Consider the following 13,793-nt stretch of genomic DNA (forward strand, 5'->3'; position numbering starts at 1 on the left):
AGGGGGCGCGGATGAGTGACAGAGTCACGCTCGCAGGGCGTGCTGCCTGGCTTGCCGACAAGAACCTGCAGCGTATCCTCGCGGTCCTGTCCGAAGGCGGCGAGGAGGCGCGTGTCGCCGGCGGGGCGGTGCGCAACACGCTGCTCGGCGAACCGGTGGCCGACATCGACATCGCCACCACGACGCTGCCCGAGGAGACCGTCCGGCGCGGCGAAGCGGCGGGTTTCAAGGCGGTGCCGACCGGGGCCGAGCACGGCACGATCACCCTGGTCGTCGCCAGCCATCCCTATGAAGTGACGACGCTCAGGGCAGACATCGAGACCGACGGGAGGCGGGCGAAGGTGCGGTTCGGCCGCGACTGGCAGGCGGACGCTGCGCGCCGCGACTTCACCATCAACGGGCTCTATGCGCAGGCCGACGGTACGGTGGTTGATCTGGTCGGCGGCGTTGCCGACATCGAAAGCCGCACCATCCGTTTCATCGGCGACGCGGAAGGGCGCATCCGAGAGGATTTCTTGCGTATCCTGCGCTTTTTCCGCTTCTTCGCCTGGTACGGCAGGGGCCGGCCCGACGCGGACGGACTGAAGGCCTGCGCGCGGCTGAAGGATGGGCTGGACGGGCTTTCGGCCGAACGTGTGTGGAGCGAATTGCGAAGACTGCTTTCGGCGCCCGACCCGTCGCGCGCGATGCTCTGGATGCGGCAGGCCGGCGTGCTGACAAAAATCCTGCCGGAAAGCGAAAAATGGGGCATCGACGCCATTCACGCGCTGGTCGGTACGGAGCGTGATCTCGGCTGGTCGGCGGACCCGATGCTCAGGCTGGAGGCGATCGTGCCGCCCGATGTAGCGCGCATGGCGGCGCTGGCGGAAAGGCTCAAACTGTCGAAAGCGGAGGCGGCACGCCTCGCCGACTGGGCGGCGGCCACGCCGCCGGCTGCGTCGGCGAGCGACCTGGCGCTCCGGCAGGCTCTGTATCGTGGCTCGCAGGGCGGAATCCGCGACCGGCTGAGCCTGTCGCTGGTATCGGCGCGGGCACGCGCCGTCTCGGACACCGAGGCGTTGCTGGAGGCCGGGGCTTATGGACGGCTGCTCAAGCTTGCACAAAAATGGGAGAAGCCGGCGTTTCCGCTCAAGGGAGCCGACCTGACAGCGATGGGCATGACACCCGGTCCCGAGATCGGAAAGCTGATGCGCAAGCTCGAAGATGCATGGATCGAGTCCGGGTTTTCGCTCGCGCGCGACGCACTCATCGAGCGCGCCGCGGAATCGCAGAAAAACGACGTCTAGGCGGCGTCGCGGACTTTTTCGATGCGCGAGCGGATCGCCTCGATCATGGTTTCGCGAATGATCGTCTCACCGTGCGTCTCGCGCATATGCTCGACGGCGCGGCGCATGACCTCCGCCTCATCCTGGTGACGGGTGTGCCAGTCGCATCCCGGAACCAGCGAACCGCAATGAAATTCCTTCATCGTTTTCTCCTTCCTGGCATTTCGATGATGCGGACCATAACACAGGTCCCGCCGATTGGTTGCCCGAAACGAATGAAAGGCGGGATGGCCAGTCCCGCCTTTCTGCTTTCGAGCGTGCCCGAAGCTTATTTCGCGATGGTGACGCTCTGCGCCATCTTGTGCTTGCCCTGCATGTCCCAGGCGATGTTGACCTTCTCGCCGGCCTTGAGGCCCGGGTTCTTGAAGGTCTTCGGCAGCGAATAGACAGAGCCGTCGGCCAGCGTCAGCGTGGCGGCCTTGGCGTTGTAGGACTTCACCGTGCCGTTGGCCTGCTGGCCGGCGGCGAAGGCAAGCGGAGCGAAGGCGAGGGATGCGGCAACGGCCGCCGGGATGAGGTACATGCGCATGGCAGGCACTCCTTCAGAATTGACGGCACTCAAATAGCGGCCGTCGCAATGTTGGGCCGTCCGGTCGCGTCGGGTCGCGGTCTTCTCGAATGAAGCCGCCGGCGTTTCCCGGCCCGCCGAGAGAAATAGTCCACTAACTCCGGTCGACTATTAGACTAAAAATAAAGTCCTGTTCGGAGCAGATGCCACAATCGGTGGTGGATTGTGATGACTATGGCGCGATTGCGGCTTCACTTCATCAAATCGAATTGAACAAGACAGTACAGTTGTATTCAATCCGTCGCTTTTCTCAAACGTTATCTTGAGTCGTATTTTTGTGCTGCATGCCTTGGCGGGCGGCTGGCGGCCTTGGCGCAGGCGAGACAGCAGCCTCAGCCAATCCCTTGCGGCTTCCATCGCGTGGCCCCCTATTTGTTCAGCGAGACGGCGTCGGAGGCGGCCAGCCATTCGGCGACGACCCTCACGTCCTCATCGCCGAGCAGGTGGCCGGCCTTGACGATTTTTGCTTCGACCCGGGCACCGCGGTCACGCAGGATGGTGTCGAGCGTCGGGCCAAAAGGGGCGTAGATCTCGTCGGCCGCGCCAACCACCGTGAGGAAGCGCGACTTGCCGAGATCGACCTGCGGGACGGCTTCCAGGACGGGCATCGGCCGCAGCAGCACGGCGCGTTCGACCAGGCCCGGATGCAGCAAGGCGAGCGCGCCGAGCAGGTTGGCGCCGTTGGAATAACCGATGAAGACGGTGCGGGCGAGGTCGAGTTTTTTGGCCCTGGCGGCGTCCTGCAGCAAGGCGGCGAAGGCTTCGGCCTCGGTGCGGATATCCTTCTGGTCGAAGGAGGTCGGCGTGATGCGCTCGTACCAGCGGCTGGTGCCCTCCTGGGTGACGCGGCCGGCGACGCCCATCAGCGCCGCATGCGGCGCGACCCGGGCGGCCAGCGGCATCAGGGTCGTCTCGTCCCCGCCAGAACCATGCAGCAGCACCAGCGTCTCGTCAGACGCGTCATCCGGGCGCTTGTAGGCAACCTTGAACTGTTTCGCATGCTGGATGAGGGCTGCAGCGGCTTCGGGGAGCTTCGACTTGCGGGGCGCGGCGGCCAGTTTCTTTGCCATGTCGTCCTCGGTGCTGGCGGCCGCGCATGAAGCCGATTTTTCCTGCGCCACCGTATCGGGCAGGGCGGAAAGCTCCAATGCCTGATCGGGTTCGAGGACGCAGGCGCCTTCAGCCCCTGCGGGCAGCGCCAGCGCGACGAGCGAGAAAAGAGAGGCGCAGCAAAGCGCGCGGAAACAAGCCATGGGCGAAACCCTGTCAGCGAAAGGTTAAGGCAAATTTTACCGGCTGCCGGTCGGCGCCAGGCGAAGGCCGGCCGTGGATGGGCGCAAGAATGTTACGGACAGAACGTCCGCCGCGCTGTGTCGTCGGTGACGAAATCCACGCCGTCCGCTTCGCCTCGGCGAATTCCCGGACAGTTCATCAGAGGCTGCGTCCCAAGCCGGACTGCCCACCCTCTCCCTCAACCAACGAAGCAGGCTTCTGACGGCCCGCATCCGAATGGCGGCGCCTCTATAGCGGGGTTTTCGGAGAAGTCATCAGCACAGAAGCAACAGCCGGGCCGATTCGGACATGCTCGCGCGATTGTGATCGGCCGCTCTCACGGCCACTTCACCTCGGGCGGCATGCTGGAGAGGATCGCGGCGACGTTGCCGCCGGTGTTCAGGCCGAAGATGGTGCCGCGGTCGTAGAGCAGGTTGAACTCGACGTAGCGGCCGCGGCGGATGAGTTGTTCCTCCCGGTCGGCGGGGGTCCATGCGTCAAGGAAGTTGGCGCGGACGAGACGCGGATAGATGTCGAGGAAGGCGAGGCCGACCGTTTGCGCGAAGGCCAGGCCGGCGTCCCAGCCGCCCTGTTCCGGCGCCGGCTGCAGCCAGTCGAAGAAGATGCCGCCGGTGCCGCGCGGCTCGTTGCGGTGCTTCAGGAAGAAATACTCGTCGCACCAGGCTTTCAGCTTTCCGTAATCCGCGATTGCCGCATGCTCCTCGCAGGCGGCGCGCATCGCCGCGTGGAACGCTTTCGTGTCGGCATCGTCCTGGGTGCGGCGGCGGTCGAGCACCGGCGTGAGATCGGCGCCGCCGCCGAACCACCAGCGCGAGGTGGCGACCATGCGGGTGTTCATGTGGACGGCCGGCACGTTGGGGTTTTTCGGATGGGCGATCAGCGAGATGCCGCTCGCCCAGAAGCGCGGGTCCTCGGCGCCGCCAGGCATCTGTTTTCGGAACTCCGGCGAGAACTCGCCATGCACGGTCGAGGTGTGGACGCCGACCTTCTCGAAGACGCGGCCATGCATCATCGACATGACGCCTCCGCCGCCGGCGCCTTGTTCGCGTTGCCAGGGCGTGCGCTCGAAGCGCCCGGCGGTGTGGTCGGCGAGCGGGCCGGAAAGCTCATCCTCTATCGATTCAAAGGCGGCGCAGATGCGGTCGCGCAACTCCTCGAACCAGTTTTTCGCGCGTGCCTTGCGCGCTTCGATGTCAGGGGGCAGGCTGGGGGTGAGTTCGGGACGTTCCATGCGGCAATCCATGCGCGGTCGAAACGAAAATCCGCAATGCCGCATTTCGCCGCGCGCTGAGGAGGCGATGGCCGCGTCATAAAAGACTCGTAATTTTGCCGGCGATCCCTAATCTCTTGGCTGTGAGCGTCAAGCCGCATGAGGTTTGCCGATGCCCGCGCCGATGAGACCACCGCTCGATGGCCTGAAGAGGCAGCTCGACCGTGCCCGCGCGGAAAACCGGCGGCCGGGCGACGGTTTCATCCGCGAGACCTTCGTGCTGCCGCGCGGCGATGCAAGGCTGAAGGCGCAGGAATGGTTCGACCGCTGGCCGAAGCAGGCCTACTGGACGAGCATCGAAAGCTGGTTCGAGCGGCCGAACGACGTGATCGAGTTCACCATCCGGAGGCTGCCGGCTGCGGATTGAGATTTCGGGCGCGGCGCGCAATCAGCGTTAGGAGCGCTTCGCGACCAACTTCGCCACAGCGCTATAGAGGTAGGCATATTTTTCGGCGATCGAGTCCGTGAGCCAGAGCGCCGGTGCGTACTGGCGCCCAGGCATCGCCAGCCTTCTCTCGATCTTCTGGCGCAAAACCGCGAATTTGACGTTCTCAGGCTTGAGTTCAGTGGCTCTTCGCGCCGATTCCAGCGCCTGTGAAAGGTCTCCCCGCGAAAGGTGGATCATGCCCATCTCGAAATACGAGGGTGCGTGGGCCGGACGGATGGCGATAATGCCTTCGTGAATTTGAATAGCGCGGTCCTTGTCGCCGGCGTTGGTAAGATACTGGGCCAGCAGGAACCGGTAGTCGGGAAAGTTTGGAGCGAGTTCAAGGGCGCGCTCTAGGAATGGCAGGGCCTGCGCATAGTTCTTCAGTCGCATCAGGGCGCTTGCCGTGAGATAGAACGAGTGGTCGGCCCTCTGGTAGAGCGAGGCTGCGGTGTGGCCGGCCTCGACGGCCTTTTCCAGGCGGTGGGCGGTAAAGTGACGATGCTGGTCGTAGAACACCTGGGGGAAGCCGGGACTGTCGAGGGCGGCGCCATAGGCGCGTGTGGTCGGCGGCGGACGGTTGTCGATAAACCTCGCCAGCATCGGCACGAACCGGCCGCGATTGTGCAGGTGGCTTGCCAGGCCGTGACCCACGCCGAACATGGATTTCGGATGGAAATTGCGCTGGCGCTCGATCCTGTCCAGGCAATAGATGTCGACGGGATCCCGTTCGCCCGCCAGCGCGAAGATCGGCAACCGGGCCTCTGCGATGACGCTGTTGAGGTCGGGATGGGCGACGAACGGTTTGTCCTGCATCATCCTGATGCTGCGGCCGGCTTCGAGGTGGAGGACGGTTTCGGCATTGAATGCCAGCACGCGTGCGCCAAGCTTGGCGCCGTGAAGGATGGCGCCGAACGCGCCCATGCTCTGGCCGACCGCGTAGAATTCCTTCACGCCGAGCTTTTGAGCCCATAGGCGGATGGTCTCGACAGTGTCATCGACACTGTCGCCCAAACCTGGCACGCCCTGCTGATACCAATGATTGCGGCCGTTGTTGATGAAGAGGCGGTGCGTGTCGATGCCGTTGCCGATCTGCCAGTAGTTGAACCGGCCGCCGCCCATCTTCGTCCCGCTGAAATACAGGACAAGCTTGGCGGAGCCCTCCGAGATCTGGAAGTTGAAGGAGGGGCCGCTCAGGGCTGTCGGGTAGTTCATCGATCAGGTTATCCGCATCGGCCGGTCATTGTCCAAGAAGTGCCCGGTGACCCGCTCGGTCCCGCTATCATGACCGCCGTGCCACCGTCCCCTTCAAGGTACGGAATAGGTTCGAGACCCTGGTCGCAAGCGGTTCGGGAGCCAGATCAGCCTCACGGCGGGAACTCGCGGGCAGCCCGGCAATTTTCTTTTCGATGCGTTCGGAGAAGGTCACGAAGCCTGGTGTGCCGGGCTGAAGCTCGAGGGCCCGGCGTGAGGCCTTGCGTGCCGCGAAGTAGTCGCCACGCTGGAAATGGATGCCGGCGATTTGGTTGAATGCGGGCGCGAAATCCGGCACTAGGGCGATGATCTCCTCATGGAGTACCATCGCCCGGTCCGGGTCTCCCAGTCTCGCTATGCATCGGGCCATCAGGAATCGGTAGCTGATATTGTCGGGCGTGATCGCCAGAGCGCTTTCAAGCAGAGGGCGGGCTTGCGCAGGCTGCCTTAATTCCACCAGCGCCTTCGCGGTCAGATAGAGGGCATGATCGGAGCGCGGGCAGAGGGACGATGCCTTTCTACCCGCCTCCAGGGCCTCGGCCCGCCTGCCGGCCCTTGTGTGCCGCCGAAGGTCGTAGAACGCCTCGGCGAAACCGGGACAGGCCAGGACATTTCCTTCTTCGGCCAGGCGCTCGATCGGGCGGCCAGAAACAAAAGCCTGCATCATGGGAATCAGCCTGCCGCTCGCATGCAAGTCGTTGGCCAGGTGATGTCCCCGGCCTGCGAGCGTTCGCGCATGGTAGGCCGGCAGGTGCAGCAGCCTGCTCATGCAGTAGATGTCGACCGGGTCCTGCTCGCCGGCGAAGGCAAAGATCGGCTTCTGGGCGGTGGCCACCACGTCGTGAAGGTCGGGATACAGAATTCTGGCGCCACCGTTGAGCAATCTCTCGCTGCGGCTGGCTTCGAGGCCAAGAATGGTTTCGGCGCCGAATGCCAGCACGCTTGCGCCGAGCTTCGCGCCATAAAGGATCGCGCCATGGGCGCCCATGCTCTGACCGATTGCATAGATATCCACGACGCCGAGCGCTGCAGCCCGCTGGCGGATGTTGGCGACGGTTTCGTCGACGCTCGCTCCAAGCCCTTCGACACCATCTTGATACCAGTGCTTGCGGCTATCGCTGAGGAACAGGCAGTGCGTTCCGAGCGACTTGCCTACCCGCCAGTACTGGAACTTGCCGTCGCGCGCGCCGACGCCGCTGAAGAACAGCACCAGCTTCTTCGAACCCCTCGATTTCTGGAGGTTGAAGCTGGGGCCGCTTGAAGCAGTGGGATAGGGCATCGGTAAGACAGTCACGTCCGATGGAGGTGGTTCAAGGCGAGTCCGATTACTATTTCATATCCTCGACCACAAGCCGTCGCGCCCCCGCGCCTTCCTTGGCAAGACGGTCGTCCGGGTTGCGCAGCTTGCAGTGTTCGATCGACAGGCAGCCGCAGCCGATGCAGTCGTCAAGCCCGTCGCGCAGGGCCTCCAACTGGCGGATGCGGCGATCGAGCTTGTCTCGCCAAGTTCTTGAAAGCAGAGTCCAATCGCGCGCGGTCGGCGTGCGTCCCTCGGGTAATGATTCAAGGGCCGCGCCAATCTCGGCCAACGAGATGCCGACTTCCTGGCCGATGCGGATGACCGCGACGCGGCGCAGCACGTCGCCGCCATAGCGGCGCTGGTTGCCGGCCGTGCGGTGGCTGCGGATCAGGCCCTTCGCCTCATAGAAATGCAGGGCCGACACCGCGATGCCGGCGCGCTCCGCGACCTGCCCGACGGTGAGTTCGCGTGGCATGGATTGTCCCTTGACCTCAATGTTAGTTGAGGTTTTATCAAGAAGTCCGTTCGGTGGCAAACCGGAGGATGGATTATGGTGGTGACTCGGCGACGAGCAAACAGAAGTGCCAAGTGGCCGGCGGGTGATGTCGGGGACAGTTTGCTTTGTTTCCGCAGAAAGGCCCAAGCGCCTCAAGGCTGGCGCGGGCGAAAAGATGTAAATCGTTCCCCGCACCTACCCCACCTGCCGCATCGCCTCGCCGGCGGCCATGGCGGTGGCAAGCGCCAGGTTGAGGCTGCGGCCGCCGCCCGGCATCGGAATCAGAAGCCTCGCGTCGGCGGCTTCATGAACGTGGTCGGGAACTCCGGCCGATTCGCGGCCGAACAGCAGGATGTCAGACGGCGCGAAGGAGAAGCCGGTGTAGGGCAGGGCGGCTTTTGTCGAGAACAGCACCAACCGGCGCCGCTCCGCCCGCCGCCACGCATCGAAGGCGGGAAAATCGAGATGGCGGGTGAGCGCGGCCATTTCGAGATAGTCCATGCCGGCGCGTTTCAGCGCGCGATCGGAAAGGTCGAAGCCGGCCGGCTCGATGATGTCGACGGCGAAACCAAGACAGGCGGCGAGGCGCAGGATCGTGCCGGTGTTGCCGGCAATGTCGGGCTGGTAGAGCGCGATGCGGAGCGAGGCCAAAGGATCGCCAGGGATGTCAGTTGCAGAAGCGCCACAGCCCCGGCGCAAGCAGACAAGCCTGAACTTTGGGGGTGGCTTTCCCTGCGGAATGCGATTATACGAGCGCCATTGTCAACTCGAACCAGCGGAGGCGGATATGGAATTCATGATGACCGTAGACATTCACCGCCCCATCCGACGGGCTTTCGCCTGACGGCGGAATCGGTTCGACGCTTTAGACATATTTTCCAAAAGCTGATCGCGATCTCCGCCGAAGACCATTCCTGGTTCTCGAAGGATTTTTGCGATGTTTTCCAAACCTGAACGCGGGTCGCGTGGCCCGCACATACTGCTCATACGCGACTCCGAAGACCCTATCCGGCTGAACCAAGCACGGCTGGCCGCCTGGGCGCTGGCGCTCGGACAGGAGCCGGGCTCCGAATACCGGCCTTCCCGCCGGCCGCATCGGGGCCAGTTGCCGGATGTCGATTTCTCCCGCGCCGAGCCGGCACCGCGCCGGCCCGGCCTGATCGCGCGGCTGTTCCGGCTGTTTGCCCGGCGGCCGCGGACGGAGGCCGCGCCGACCGAAGGCACGGCCGAGTCAGGAGCCGACGATGGGGCACTCGGCGAAGCCGAGCGAAAGCCCTATCTTAAGCTCGCCACCGGGGATTCGGACGCGACGAAGCGCGATACGGCAATTCACGCGAACCGGAGCCGCGCCGCCTGAGGGTGGCGCGGCCTCCACACCCGATTTTGAAAGAGCATGCGCATGTTCGCCTGGTTTGAGAGAAGGCTCGATCCGTTTCCGGTGGCCGAACCGACGGAGCCGCCGAAGACGCTGATCGCCTTCTGCCTGCATTACAGCAAGGGCGCCTGGCCCTACATCATCGTCTCGACGGTGCTGTCTGCGATCCTCGCCATCATCGAAGTTTGGCTGTTCGGTTTCCTGGGCAACATCGTCGACTGGCTGTCCAACGCCAACCGCGAGACGTTCCTGCAAACTGAGGGCTGGAAGCTGGCCGGCATGGCCTGCGTCGTGCTCATTGTCTCGCCGGCGCTCGACCTGATCCGGCAGTTGCTGACCCAGCAGACGGTGATGGGCAACTATCCCATGCGCATCCGCTGGCAGGTGCACCGCTACCTGCTGAAGCAGTCGATGACCTTCTACCAGGACGAGTTTGCAGGACGCATCGCTACAAAGCTGATGCAGACGGCGCTCGCCGTGCGCGACTGCATCATAAAACTGTTCGAGGTGCTGAACTATGTCAGCATCTACTTCGTCAGCGTGCTGGTGCTGGTGGGTTCGGCCGACTGGCGGCTGACGCTGCCGATGTTGGTCTGGCTGGTCGGCTATATCTTTCTGCTGCGCTATTTCATTCCCCGCCTCGGCAAGGTCGGTCAGGAACAGGCCGACGCGCGCTCCACTATGACCGGCCGCATCGCCGACAGCTATTCCAACATCCAGACGGTGAAACTGTTTTCGCATGCCCGTCGCGAGGCGAGTTATGCGCGCGACGCGATGAGCGGGTTCATCGACACTGTCTATCGCTCGATGCGGCTGGTGACCGTGCTGTTCGTGCTGCTCGGAATCCTGAACGCGGCGCTCCTGGTAGCGGTGAGCGCGCTGTCCATCTGGCTGTGGGTGGGCGGCATGGTCTCGATTGGCGCGGTGGCCGTGGTCATCGGCCTGGTGCTGCGCATGTGGGGCATGTCGCATTGGGTGATGTGGGAGATGTCCGGCCTGTTCGAGAACATCGGCACGGTGCAGGACGGCATCGGTTCGATCTCGCTGCCGCGCCTTGTCGAGGACAAACCCGGCGCGAAGGACATCGCCGTTACCAAGGGCGACATCGTCTTCGACCGCGTCGGTTTCCACTACGGCAAGGGCAAGGGCGTCATCGAAAACCTGTCGATCCACGTGCGGCCCGGCGAGAAGGTCGGCATCGTCGGCCGCTCCGGTGCCGGCAAGTCGACGCTGGTCAACCTTTTGCTGCGCTTCTACGACCTCGAGAGCGGCCGCATCCTGGTCGACGGCCAGGATATTTCCGCGGTGACGCAGGACACGCTGCGCGCGCAGATCGGCATGGTGACGCAGGACACCTCGCTGCTGCACCGCTCGGTGCGCGAGAACATCCTTTATGGCCGTCCCGACGCCGGCGAGGCGATGATGCTGGAAGCGGCGCGCCGAGCCGAGGCACTGGACTTCATCGCCGCACTCGCCGACCCGAAGGGCCGAAAAGGCTTCGACGCGCATGTCGGCGAGCGGGGCGTGAAACTGTCGGGCGGTCAGAGGCAGCGCGTGGCGATCGCCCGCGTCATGCTCAAGGACGCGCCGATCCTCATCCTCGACGAGGCGACCTCGGCGCTGGATTCGGAGGTCGAGGCGGCGATCCAGGAAAACCTCTACCGGCTGATGGAAGGCAAGACCGTGATCGCCATCGCCCACCGTCTATCGACGATTGCGGCCATGGACCGGCTGATCGTCATGGACAAGGGCGTGGTGATCGAGGACGGCACGCATGATGAGCTTTTGGCCCGCGACGGACTCTACGCGCAACTGTGGCGGCGGCAGTCGGGTGGGTTCTTGCCGGATGATGAGGCGGGAGAGGTGGAAAGGGCGGCGGCCGAGTGATCTCGCCCCTGTAAGGAAGAACGAGGCCAAGACAAAGCCGAGCCGATGCCTGACGGACGCATAAGGCCGCTTGCGCGATGAGAGAAACATGTTCGACCGCATCTTCACATGGTTCGAAAGCCGGTATTCGCCGGTGGCGCTTGCCGACGACCGGCAGCCGCCGATGGGCCTTTGGAACTTCTATTTCTATTTCATAAGGCAGTTCCGCGCCGGCTTCGCCTTGCGCATGACGTTCGTCGCGCTTGGCGCGATCGTCGATGCGATGCTGCCGATCTTCGTCGGCATGATCGTCGGACTGCTGGCCAGTTCCAATCCGAGGGATTTTTTTGCCGAGCATGGAACGATGCTGGCGGTGATGGCCTTCGTCGTGCTGCTGCGGCCTCTCACGCTGCTGCTGGACGCGCTGGTCCGCAATCACATGATCGTGGCGAACTTCATCAACCTCATCCGCTGGCAGAGCCACTGGCACGTTGCCCGGCAGGACTGGCCTTTCTTCCAGAGCGATTTTGCCGGGCGCATCGGCACGAAGGTGATGCAGGGCGGCGATTCCATCGAGATCAGCGTCAACCTGACCATCGACACCGTCTGGTACGCCCTGGTGTTCCTCGTGGTCGCCGTTACCGTGCTGGCGCAGTTCGACGCGACCCTGGTCGCCGTCATCGCGGTCTGGCTGGCGCTTTACGCCTTGCTGCTCAGATACTGCCTGCCGCTGATCACCGAGCGCTCGACGCATCTGTCGGAAGAATGGTCCATCGTCAGCGGCCGGATCGTCGACAGCTACACCAACATCCTGACCCTGAAGACGTTCTCGACCGGCGAGCACGAGGACAGGTATGTCTCCCAGGCGATCGTTGCGCACAGCAAGGTGTTCTATCGGCTGCTGCGTGTGTTTACCGGCATGTGGTTTGCCCTGTTCGCCTTGAATGCCGCTCTGCTGATCGTCATAAGCTGGCTGGCCCTGCACGGCTGGAGCGCAGGCGAAATGAGTGCCGCCGCCGTGGCGACGGCCATTCCGTTTGCCCTGCAGATCGCCGGCATTTCCTACAGGATCCTGGACGCAGGCGGAAACATCTTCCGGCAGATCGGTACGGCGGCCAATTCCATGACGACGATCGCGCGTCCGATCACCATGACGGACAGGCCGGGCGCGCCGGCTCTCCAGGTCGGCGCCGGGGGCATCGAGTTCGACCGCGTGAATTTTAATTACTGGCGTACGGACGGCAAAGGCGGGGTCATCGACAATCTGTCGCTCAAGATAGCGCCGGGAGAGCGGGTCGGGCTCGTCGGCCGCTCGGGCGCCGGCAAGTCGACTTTGGTGAACCTTCTGCTGCGCCTCTTCGACGTTCAGGGAGGCCGGGTACTGATCGACGGGCAGGACATCCGCACCGTGTCGCAGGAAAGCGTGCGGGCGGCGATCGGTTTCGTCAGCCAGGACACGTCGTTGTTGCACCGTTCGGTGCGGGAGAACCTGAAATATGGTCGCCATTCCGCCGCCGACGCGGAGATGATGCGGGCCGCCGACGCTGCCCGTATCACGGATGTGGTCGAGGGTCTCGTCGACCAGCACGGCCGCACCGGCTTCGACGCGCATGTCGGCGAGCGCGGCGTGAAACTGTCCGGCGGCCAGCGGCAGCGGATCGCCATTGCCCGCGTCATGCTGAAGGACGCGCCGATCCTCATCCTCGACGAGGCGACCTCGGCGCTGGATTCGGAGGTCGAGGCGGCGATCCAGGAGAACCTCTACCGGCTGATGGAAGGCAAGACCGTGATCGCCATCGCCCACCGGCTGTCGACGATCGCGGCGATGGACCGGCTGATCGTCATGGACAAGGGCGTGGTGGTCGAGGACGGCAGCCACGACGAACTCCTGACGCGCAACGGCCTCTATGCACAACTGTGGCGGCGGCAGTCGGGTGGGTTTTTGCCGGACGACGTGGCTGGCGAGGCGGATGCGACCAGGGCGAAAGCGGCGGCGGAGTGAGGGCAGCGCTCGCCGTGAATCCGCTACGCCGCATCCCTGACCGTGACGAAAACCTGCTTGCCGAACAGCTTGAGGGCAGCTTCGAGAGTGGCAAGCTTGGTCGGGTGGTCCGGATCAAGAATTCGGCGCGCCTCGGTGTCCGCCTTGCCGAGCCTTCTGGCGAATTCCGATTTGGAAATGCCCGACGCCCGGAAGGCTTCGACCACGGCAAGTTTCAGCGCCGTTTCTGGAGCGACCGCTACCACCTCCAGGTTTTGGCCGGAAACGCTTGGACGCGGCAGCGGGCGGCCCATCGCCAAAACGCCACGAAGCGCCAGCCCAAGCGCCTCGATCGCGTTGGCGCGCGCCTCGGCCATGCTGTCGCCGCCGGTTATCGCTTCCGGGACATCCGGGAAAGTGACCAGGAAGCCTCCATCCGGATCTTCCTTGAAGCGTGCTGCGAAAGCGAAATCAAACATTGGGTCTACCCTTCCATCACTGCCGGCACTGCCTCGGTCCGTTGTCAGCATTCATTCGATCCCGAGTTGTTTCTTGATTGTCCGCACCCTCAGATTGGAGAGTTCGCCCGATTGAATGGTCGTTATCCTGTCCCCAAAGCGAACCCGATAGTGCGAGCC

14 protein-coding genes are annotated in these 13,793 nt (G+C 63.9%); 5 read left to right on the top strand and 9 right to left on the bottom strand.

Annotated features, from left to right (window positions below; genetic code table 11):
- The first annotated feature begins 11 nt into the window (after nucleotides 1-11).
- Entirely contained in the window at nucleotides 12-1,286 is a 1,275-nt protein-coding gene (locus ACH196_RS25570) for a CCA tRNA nucleotidyltransferase (protein WP_396649746.1), read from the top strand.
- Here ACH196_RS25570 and ACH196_RS25575 read toward each other — a convergent pair.
- The 4 genes from ACH196_RS25575 to hemF all read right to left on the bottom strand — a co-directional run bounded on the left by ACH196_RS25575 (nucleotide 1,283) and on the right by hemF (nucleotide 4,417).
- Nucleotides 1,283-1,468 carry a DUF1059 domain-containing protein gene (locus tag ACH196_RS25575; RefSeq protein WP_349003378.1) on the bottom strand — a complete coding sequence of 62 codons (186 nt, stop codon included), beginning with the start codon at nucleotides 1,466-1,468 and terminating at the stop codon, nucleotides 1,283-1,285. The genes ACH196_RS25570 and ACH196_RS25575 overlap by 4 nt on opposite strands.
- A 125-nt stretch (nucleotides 1,469-1,593) precedes the next feature.
- A complete protein-coding gene (locus tag ACH196_RS25580) occupies nucleotides 1,594-1,854 on the bottom strand; it encodes a DUF1344 domain-containing protein (RefSeq protein ID WP_396649747.1) in 261 nt (86 codons plus the stop codon).
- Nucleotides 1,855-2,261: 407 nt separating this feature from the next.
- Nucleotides 2,262-3,146 (bottom strand): alpha/beta hydrolase, encoded by an 885-nt coding sequence (locus ACH196_RS25585; protein WP_396649748.1) that lies wholly within the window; start codon nucleotides 3,144-3,146, stop codon nucleotides 2,262-2,264.
- Between the two features lie 356 nt (nucleotides 3,147-3,502).
- Entirely contained in the window at nucleotides 3,503-4,417 is a 915-nt protein-coding gene (gene hemF / locus ACH196_RS25590; protein ID WP_396649749.1) for an oxygen-dependent coproporphyrinogen oxidase, read from the bottom strand.
- A gap of 151 nt (nucleotides 4,418-4,568) precedes the next feature.
- Here hemF and ACH196_RS25595 point away from each other — a divergent pair, with 151 nt between their 5' ends.
- On the top strand, nucleotides 4,569-4,823 hold the full coding sequence (locus ACH196_RS25595) for a hypothetical protein (protein ID WP_396649750.1): 255 nt from the start codon (nucleotides 4,569-4,571) through the stop codon (nucleotides 4,821-4,823).
- 27 nt (nucleotides 4,824-4,850) lie between these two features.
- Here the strand turns inward: ACH196_RS25595 and ACH196_RS25600 are convergent, their stop codons facing one another.
- The 4 genes from ACH196_RS25600 to ACH196_RS25615 all read right to left on the bottom strand — a co-directional run bounded on the left by ACH196_RS25600 (nucleotide 4,851) and on the right by ACH196_RS25615 (nucleotide 8,584).
- Complete coding sequence (locus ACH196_RS25600; RefSeq protein WP_396649751.1) at nucleotides 4,851-6,098, bottom strand: tetratricopeptide repeat protein; 1,248 nt, start codon at nucleotides 6,096-6,098, stop codon at nucleotides 4,851-4,853.
- Nucleotides 6,099-6,165: 67 nt separating this feature from the next.
- Nucleotides 6,166-7,347: a tetratricopeptide repeat protein gene (locus ACH196_RS25605; protein ID WP_396649752.1), complete on the bottom strand. Its 1,182-nt coding sequence runs from the start codon at nucleotides 7,345-7,347 to the stop codon at nucleotides 6,166-6,168.
- Nucleotides 7,348-7,465: 118 nt separating this feature from the next.
- Nucleotides 7,466-7,912 (bottom strand): redox-sensitive transcriptional activator SoxR, encoded by a 447-nt coding sequence (gene soxR, locus ACH196_RS25610; RefSeq protein WP_396649753.1) that lies wholly within the window; start codon nucleotides 7,910-7,912, stop codon nucleotides 7,466-7,468.
- A 216-nt stretch (nucleotides 7,913-8,128) separates the two neighbouring features.
- The gene (locus ACH196_RS25615) at nucleotides 8,129-8,584 is read right to left on the bottom strand and encodes a tRNA (cytidine(34)-2'-O)-methyltransferase (protein ID WP_396649754.1); all 456 of its coding nucleotides are present in this window, start codon (nucleotides 8,582-8,584) and stop codon (nucleotides 8,129-8,131) included.
- A 286-nt stretch (nucleotides 8,585-8,870) separates the two neighbouring features.
- Here ACH196_RS25615 and ACH196_RS25620 point away from each other — a divergent pair, with 286 nt between their 5' ends.
- The 3 genes from ACH196_RS25620 to ACH196_RS25630 all read left to right on the top strand — a co-directional run bounded on the left by ACH196_RS25620 (nucleotide 8,871) and on the right by ACH196_RS25630 (nucleotide 13,176).
- On the top strand, nucleotides 8,871-9,290 hold the full coding sequence (locus ACH196_RS25620; protein ID WP_396649755.1) for a hypothetical protein: 420 nt from the start codon (nucleotides 8,871-8,873) through the stop codon (nucleotides 9,288-9,290).
- A gap of 36 nt (nucleotides 9,291-9,326) precedes the next feature.
- Nucleotides 9,327-11,195 carry an ABC transporter ATP-binding protein gene (locus ACH196_RS25625; RefSeq protein ID WP_396649756.1) on the top strand — a complete coding sequence of 623 codons (1,869 nt, stop codon included), beginning with the start codon at nucleotides 9,327-9,329 and terminating at the stop codon, nucleotides 11,193-11,195.
- A gap of 88 nt (nucleotides 11,196-11,283) precedes the next feature.
- Entirely contained in the window at nucleotides 11,284-13,176 is a 1,893-nt protein-coding gene (locus ACH196_RS25630) for an ABC transporter ATP-binding protein (RefSeq protein WP_396649757.1), read from the top strand.
- A gap of 23 nt (nucleotides 13,177-13,199) precedes the next feature.
- Here ACH196_RS25630 and ACH196_RS25635 read toward each other — a convergent pair whose 3' ends face one another.
- On the bottom strand, nucleotides 13,200-13,634 hold the full coding sequence (locus ACH196_RS25635; protein WP_396649758.1) for a type II toxin-antitoxin system HicB family antitoxin: 435 nt from the start codon (nucleotides 13,632-13,634) through the stop codon (nucleotides 13,200-13,202).
- Between the last annotated feature and the right edge of the window lie 159 nt (nucleotides 13,635-13,793).

The sequence above is a fragment of the Mesorhizobium sp. IMUNJ 23232 genome (genome assembly GCF_044326205.1).
Lineage (GTDB): Bacteria > Pseudomonadota > Alphaproteobacteria > Rhizobiales > Rhizobiaceae > Kumtagia.

Excerpts from the sequence above, each read along its gene's own strand:
- ACH196_RS25570 (WP_396649746.1), top strand. The coding sequence starts at position 12 with ATGAGTGACAGAGTCACGCTCGCAGGGCGTGCTGCCTGGCTTGCCGAC.
- ACH196_RS25575 (WP_349003378.1), bottom strand. The coding sequence starts at position 1,468 with ATGAAGGAATTTCATTGCGGTTCGCTGGTTCCGGGATGCGACTGGCAC.
- ACH196_RS25580 (WP_396649747.1), bottom strand. The coding sequence starts at position 1,854 with ATGCGCATGTACCTCATCCCGGCGGCCGTTGCCGCATCCCTCGCCTTC.
- ACH196_RS25585 (WP_396649748.1), bottom strand. The coding sequence starts at position 3,146 with ATGGCTTGTTTCCGCGCGCTTTGCTGCGCCTCTCTTTTCTCGCTCGTC.
- hemF (WP_396649749.1), bottom strand. The coding sequence starts at position 4,417 with ATGGAACGTCCCGAACTCACCCCCAGCCTGCCCCCTGACATCGAAGCG.
- ACH196_RS25595 (WP_396649750.1), top strand. The coding sequence starts at position 4,569 with ATGCCCGCGCCGATGAGACCACCGCTCGATGGCCTGAAGAGGCAGCTC.
- ACH196_RS25600 (WP_396649751.1), bottom strand. The coding sequence starts at position 6,098 with ATGAACTACCCGACAGCCCTGAGCGGCCCCTCCTTCAACTTCCAGATC.
- soxR (WP_396649753.1), bottom strand. The coding sequence starts at position 7,912 with ATGCCACGCGAACTCACCGTCGGGCAGGTCGCGGAGCGCGCCGGCATC.
- ACH196_RS25620 (WP_396649755.1), top strand. The coding sequence starts at position 8,871 with ATGTTTTCCAAACCTGAACGCGGGTCGCGTGGCCCGCACATACTGCTC.
- ACH196_RS25625 (WP_396649756.1), top strand. The coding sequence starts at position 9,327 with ATGCGCATGTTCGCCTGGTTTGAGAGAAGGCTCGATCCGTTTCCGGTG.
- ACH196_RS25630 (WP_396649757.1), top strand. The coding sequence starts at position 11,284 with ATGTTCGACCGCATCTTCACATGGTTCGAAAGCCGGTATTCGCCGGTG.
- ACH196_RS25635 (WP_396649758.1), bottom strand. The coding sequence starts at position 13,634 with ATGTTTGATTTCGCTTTCGCAGCACGCTTCAAGGAAGATCCGGATGGA.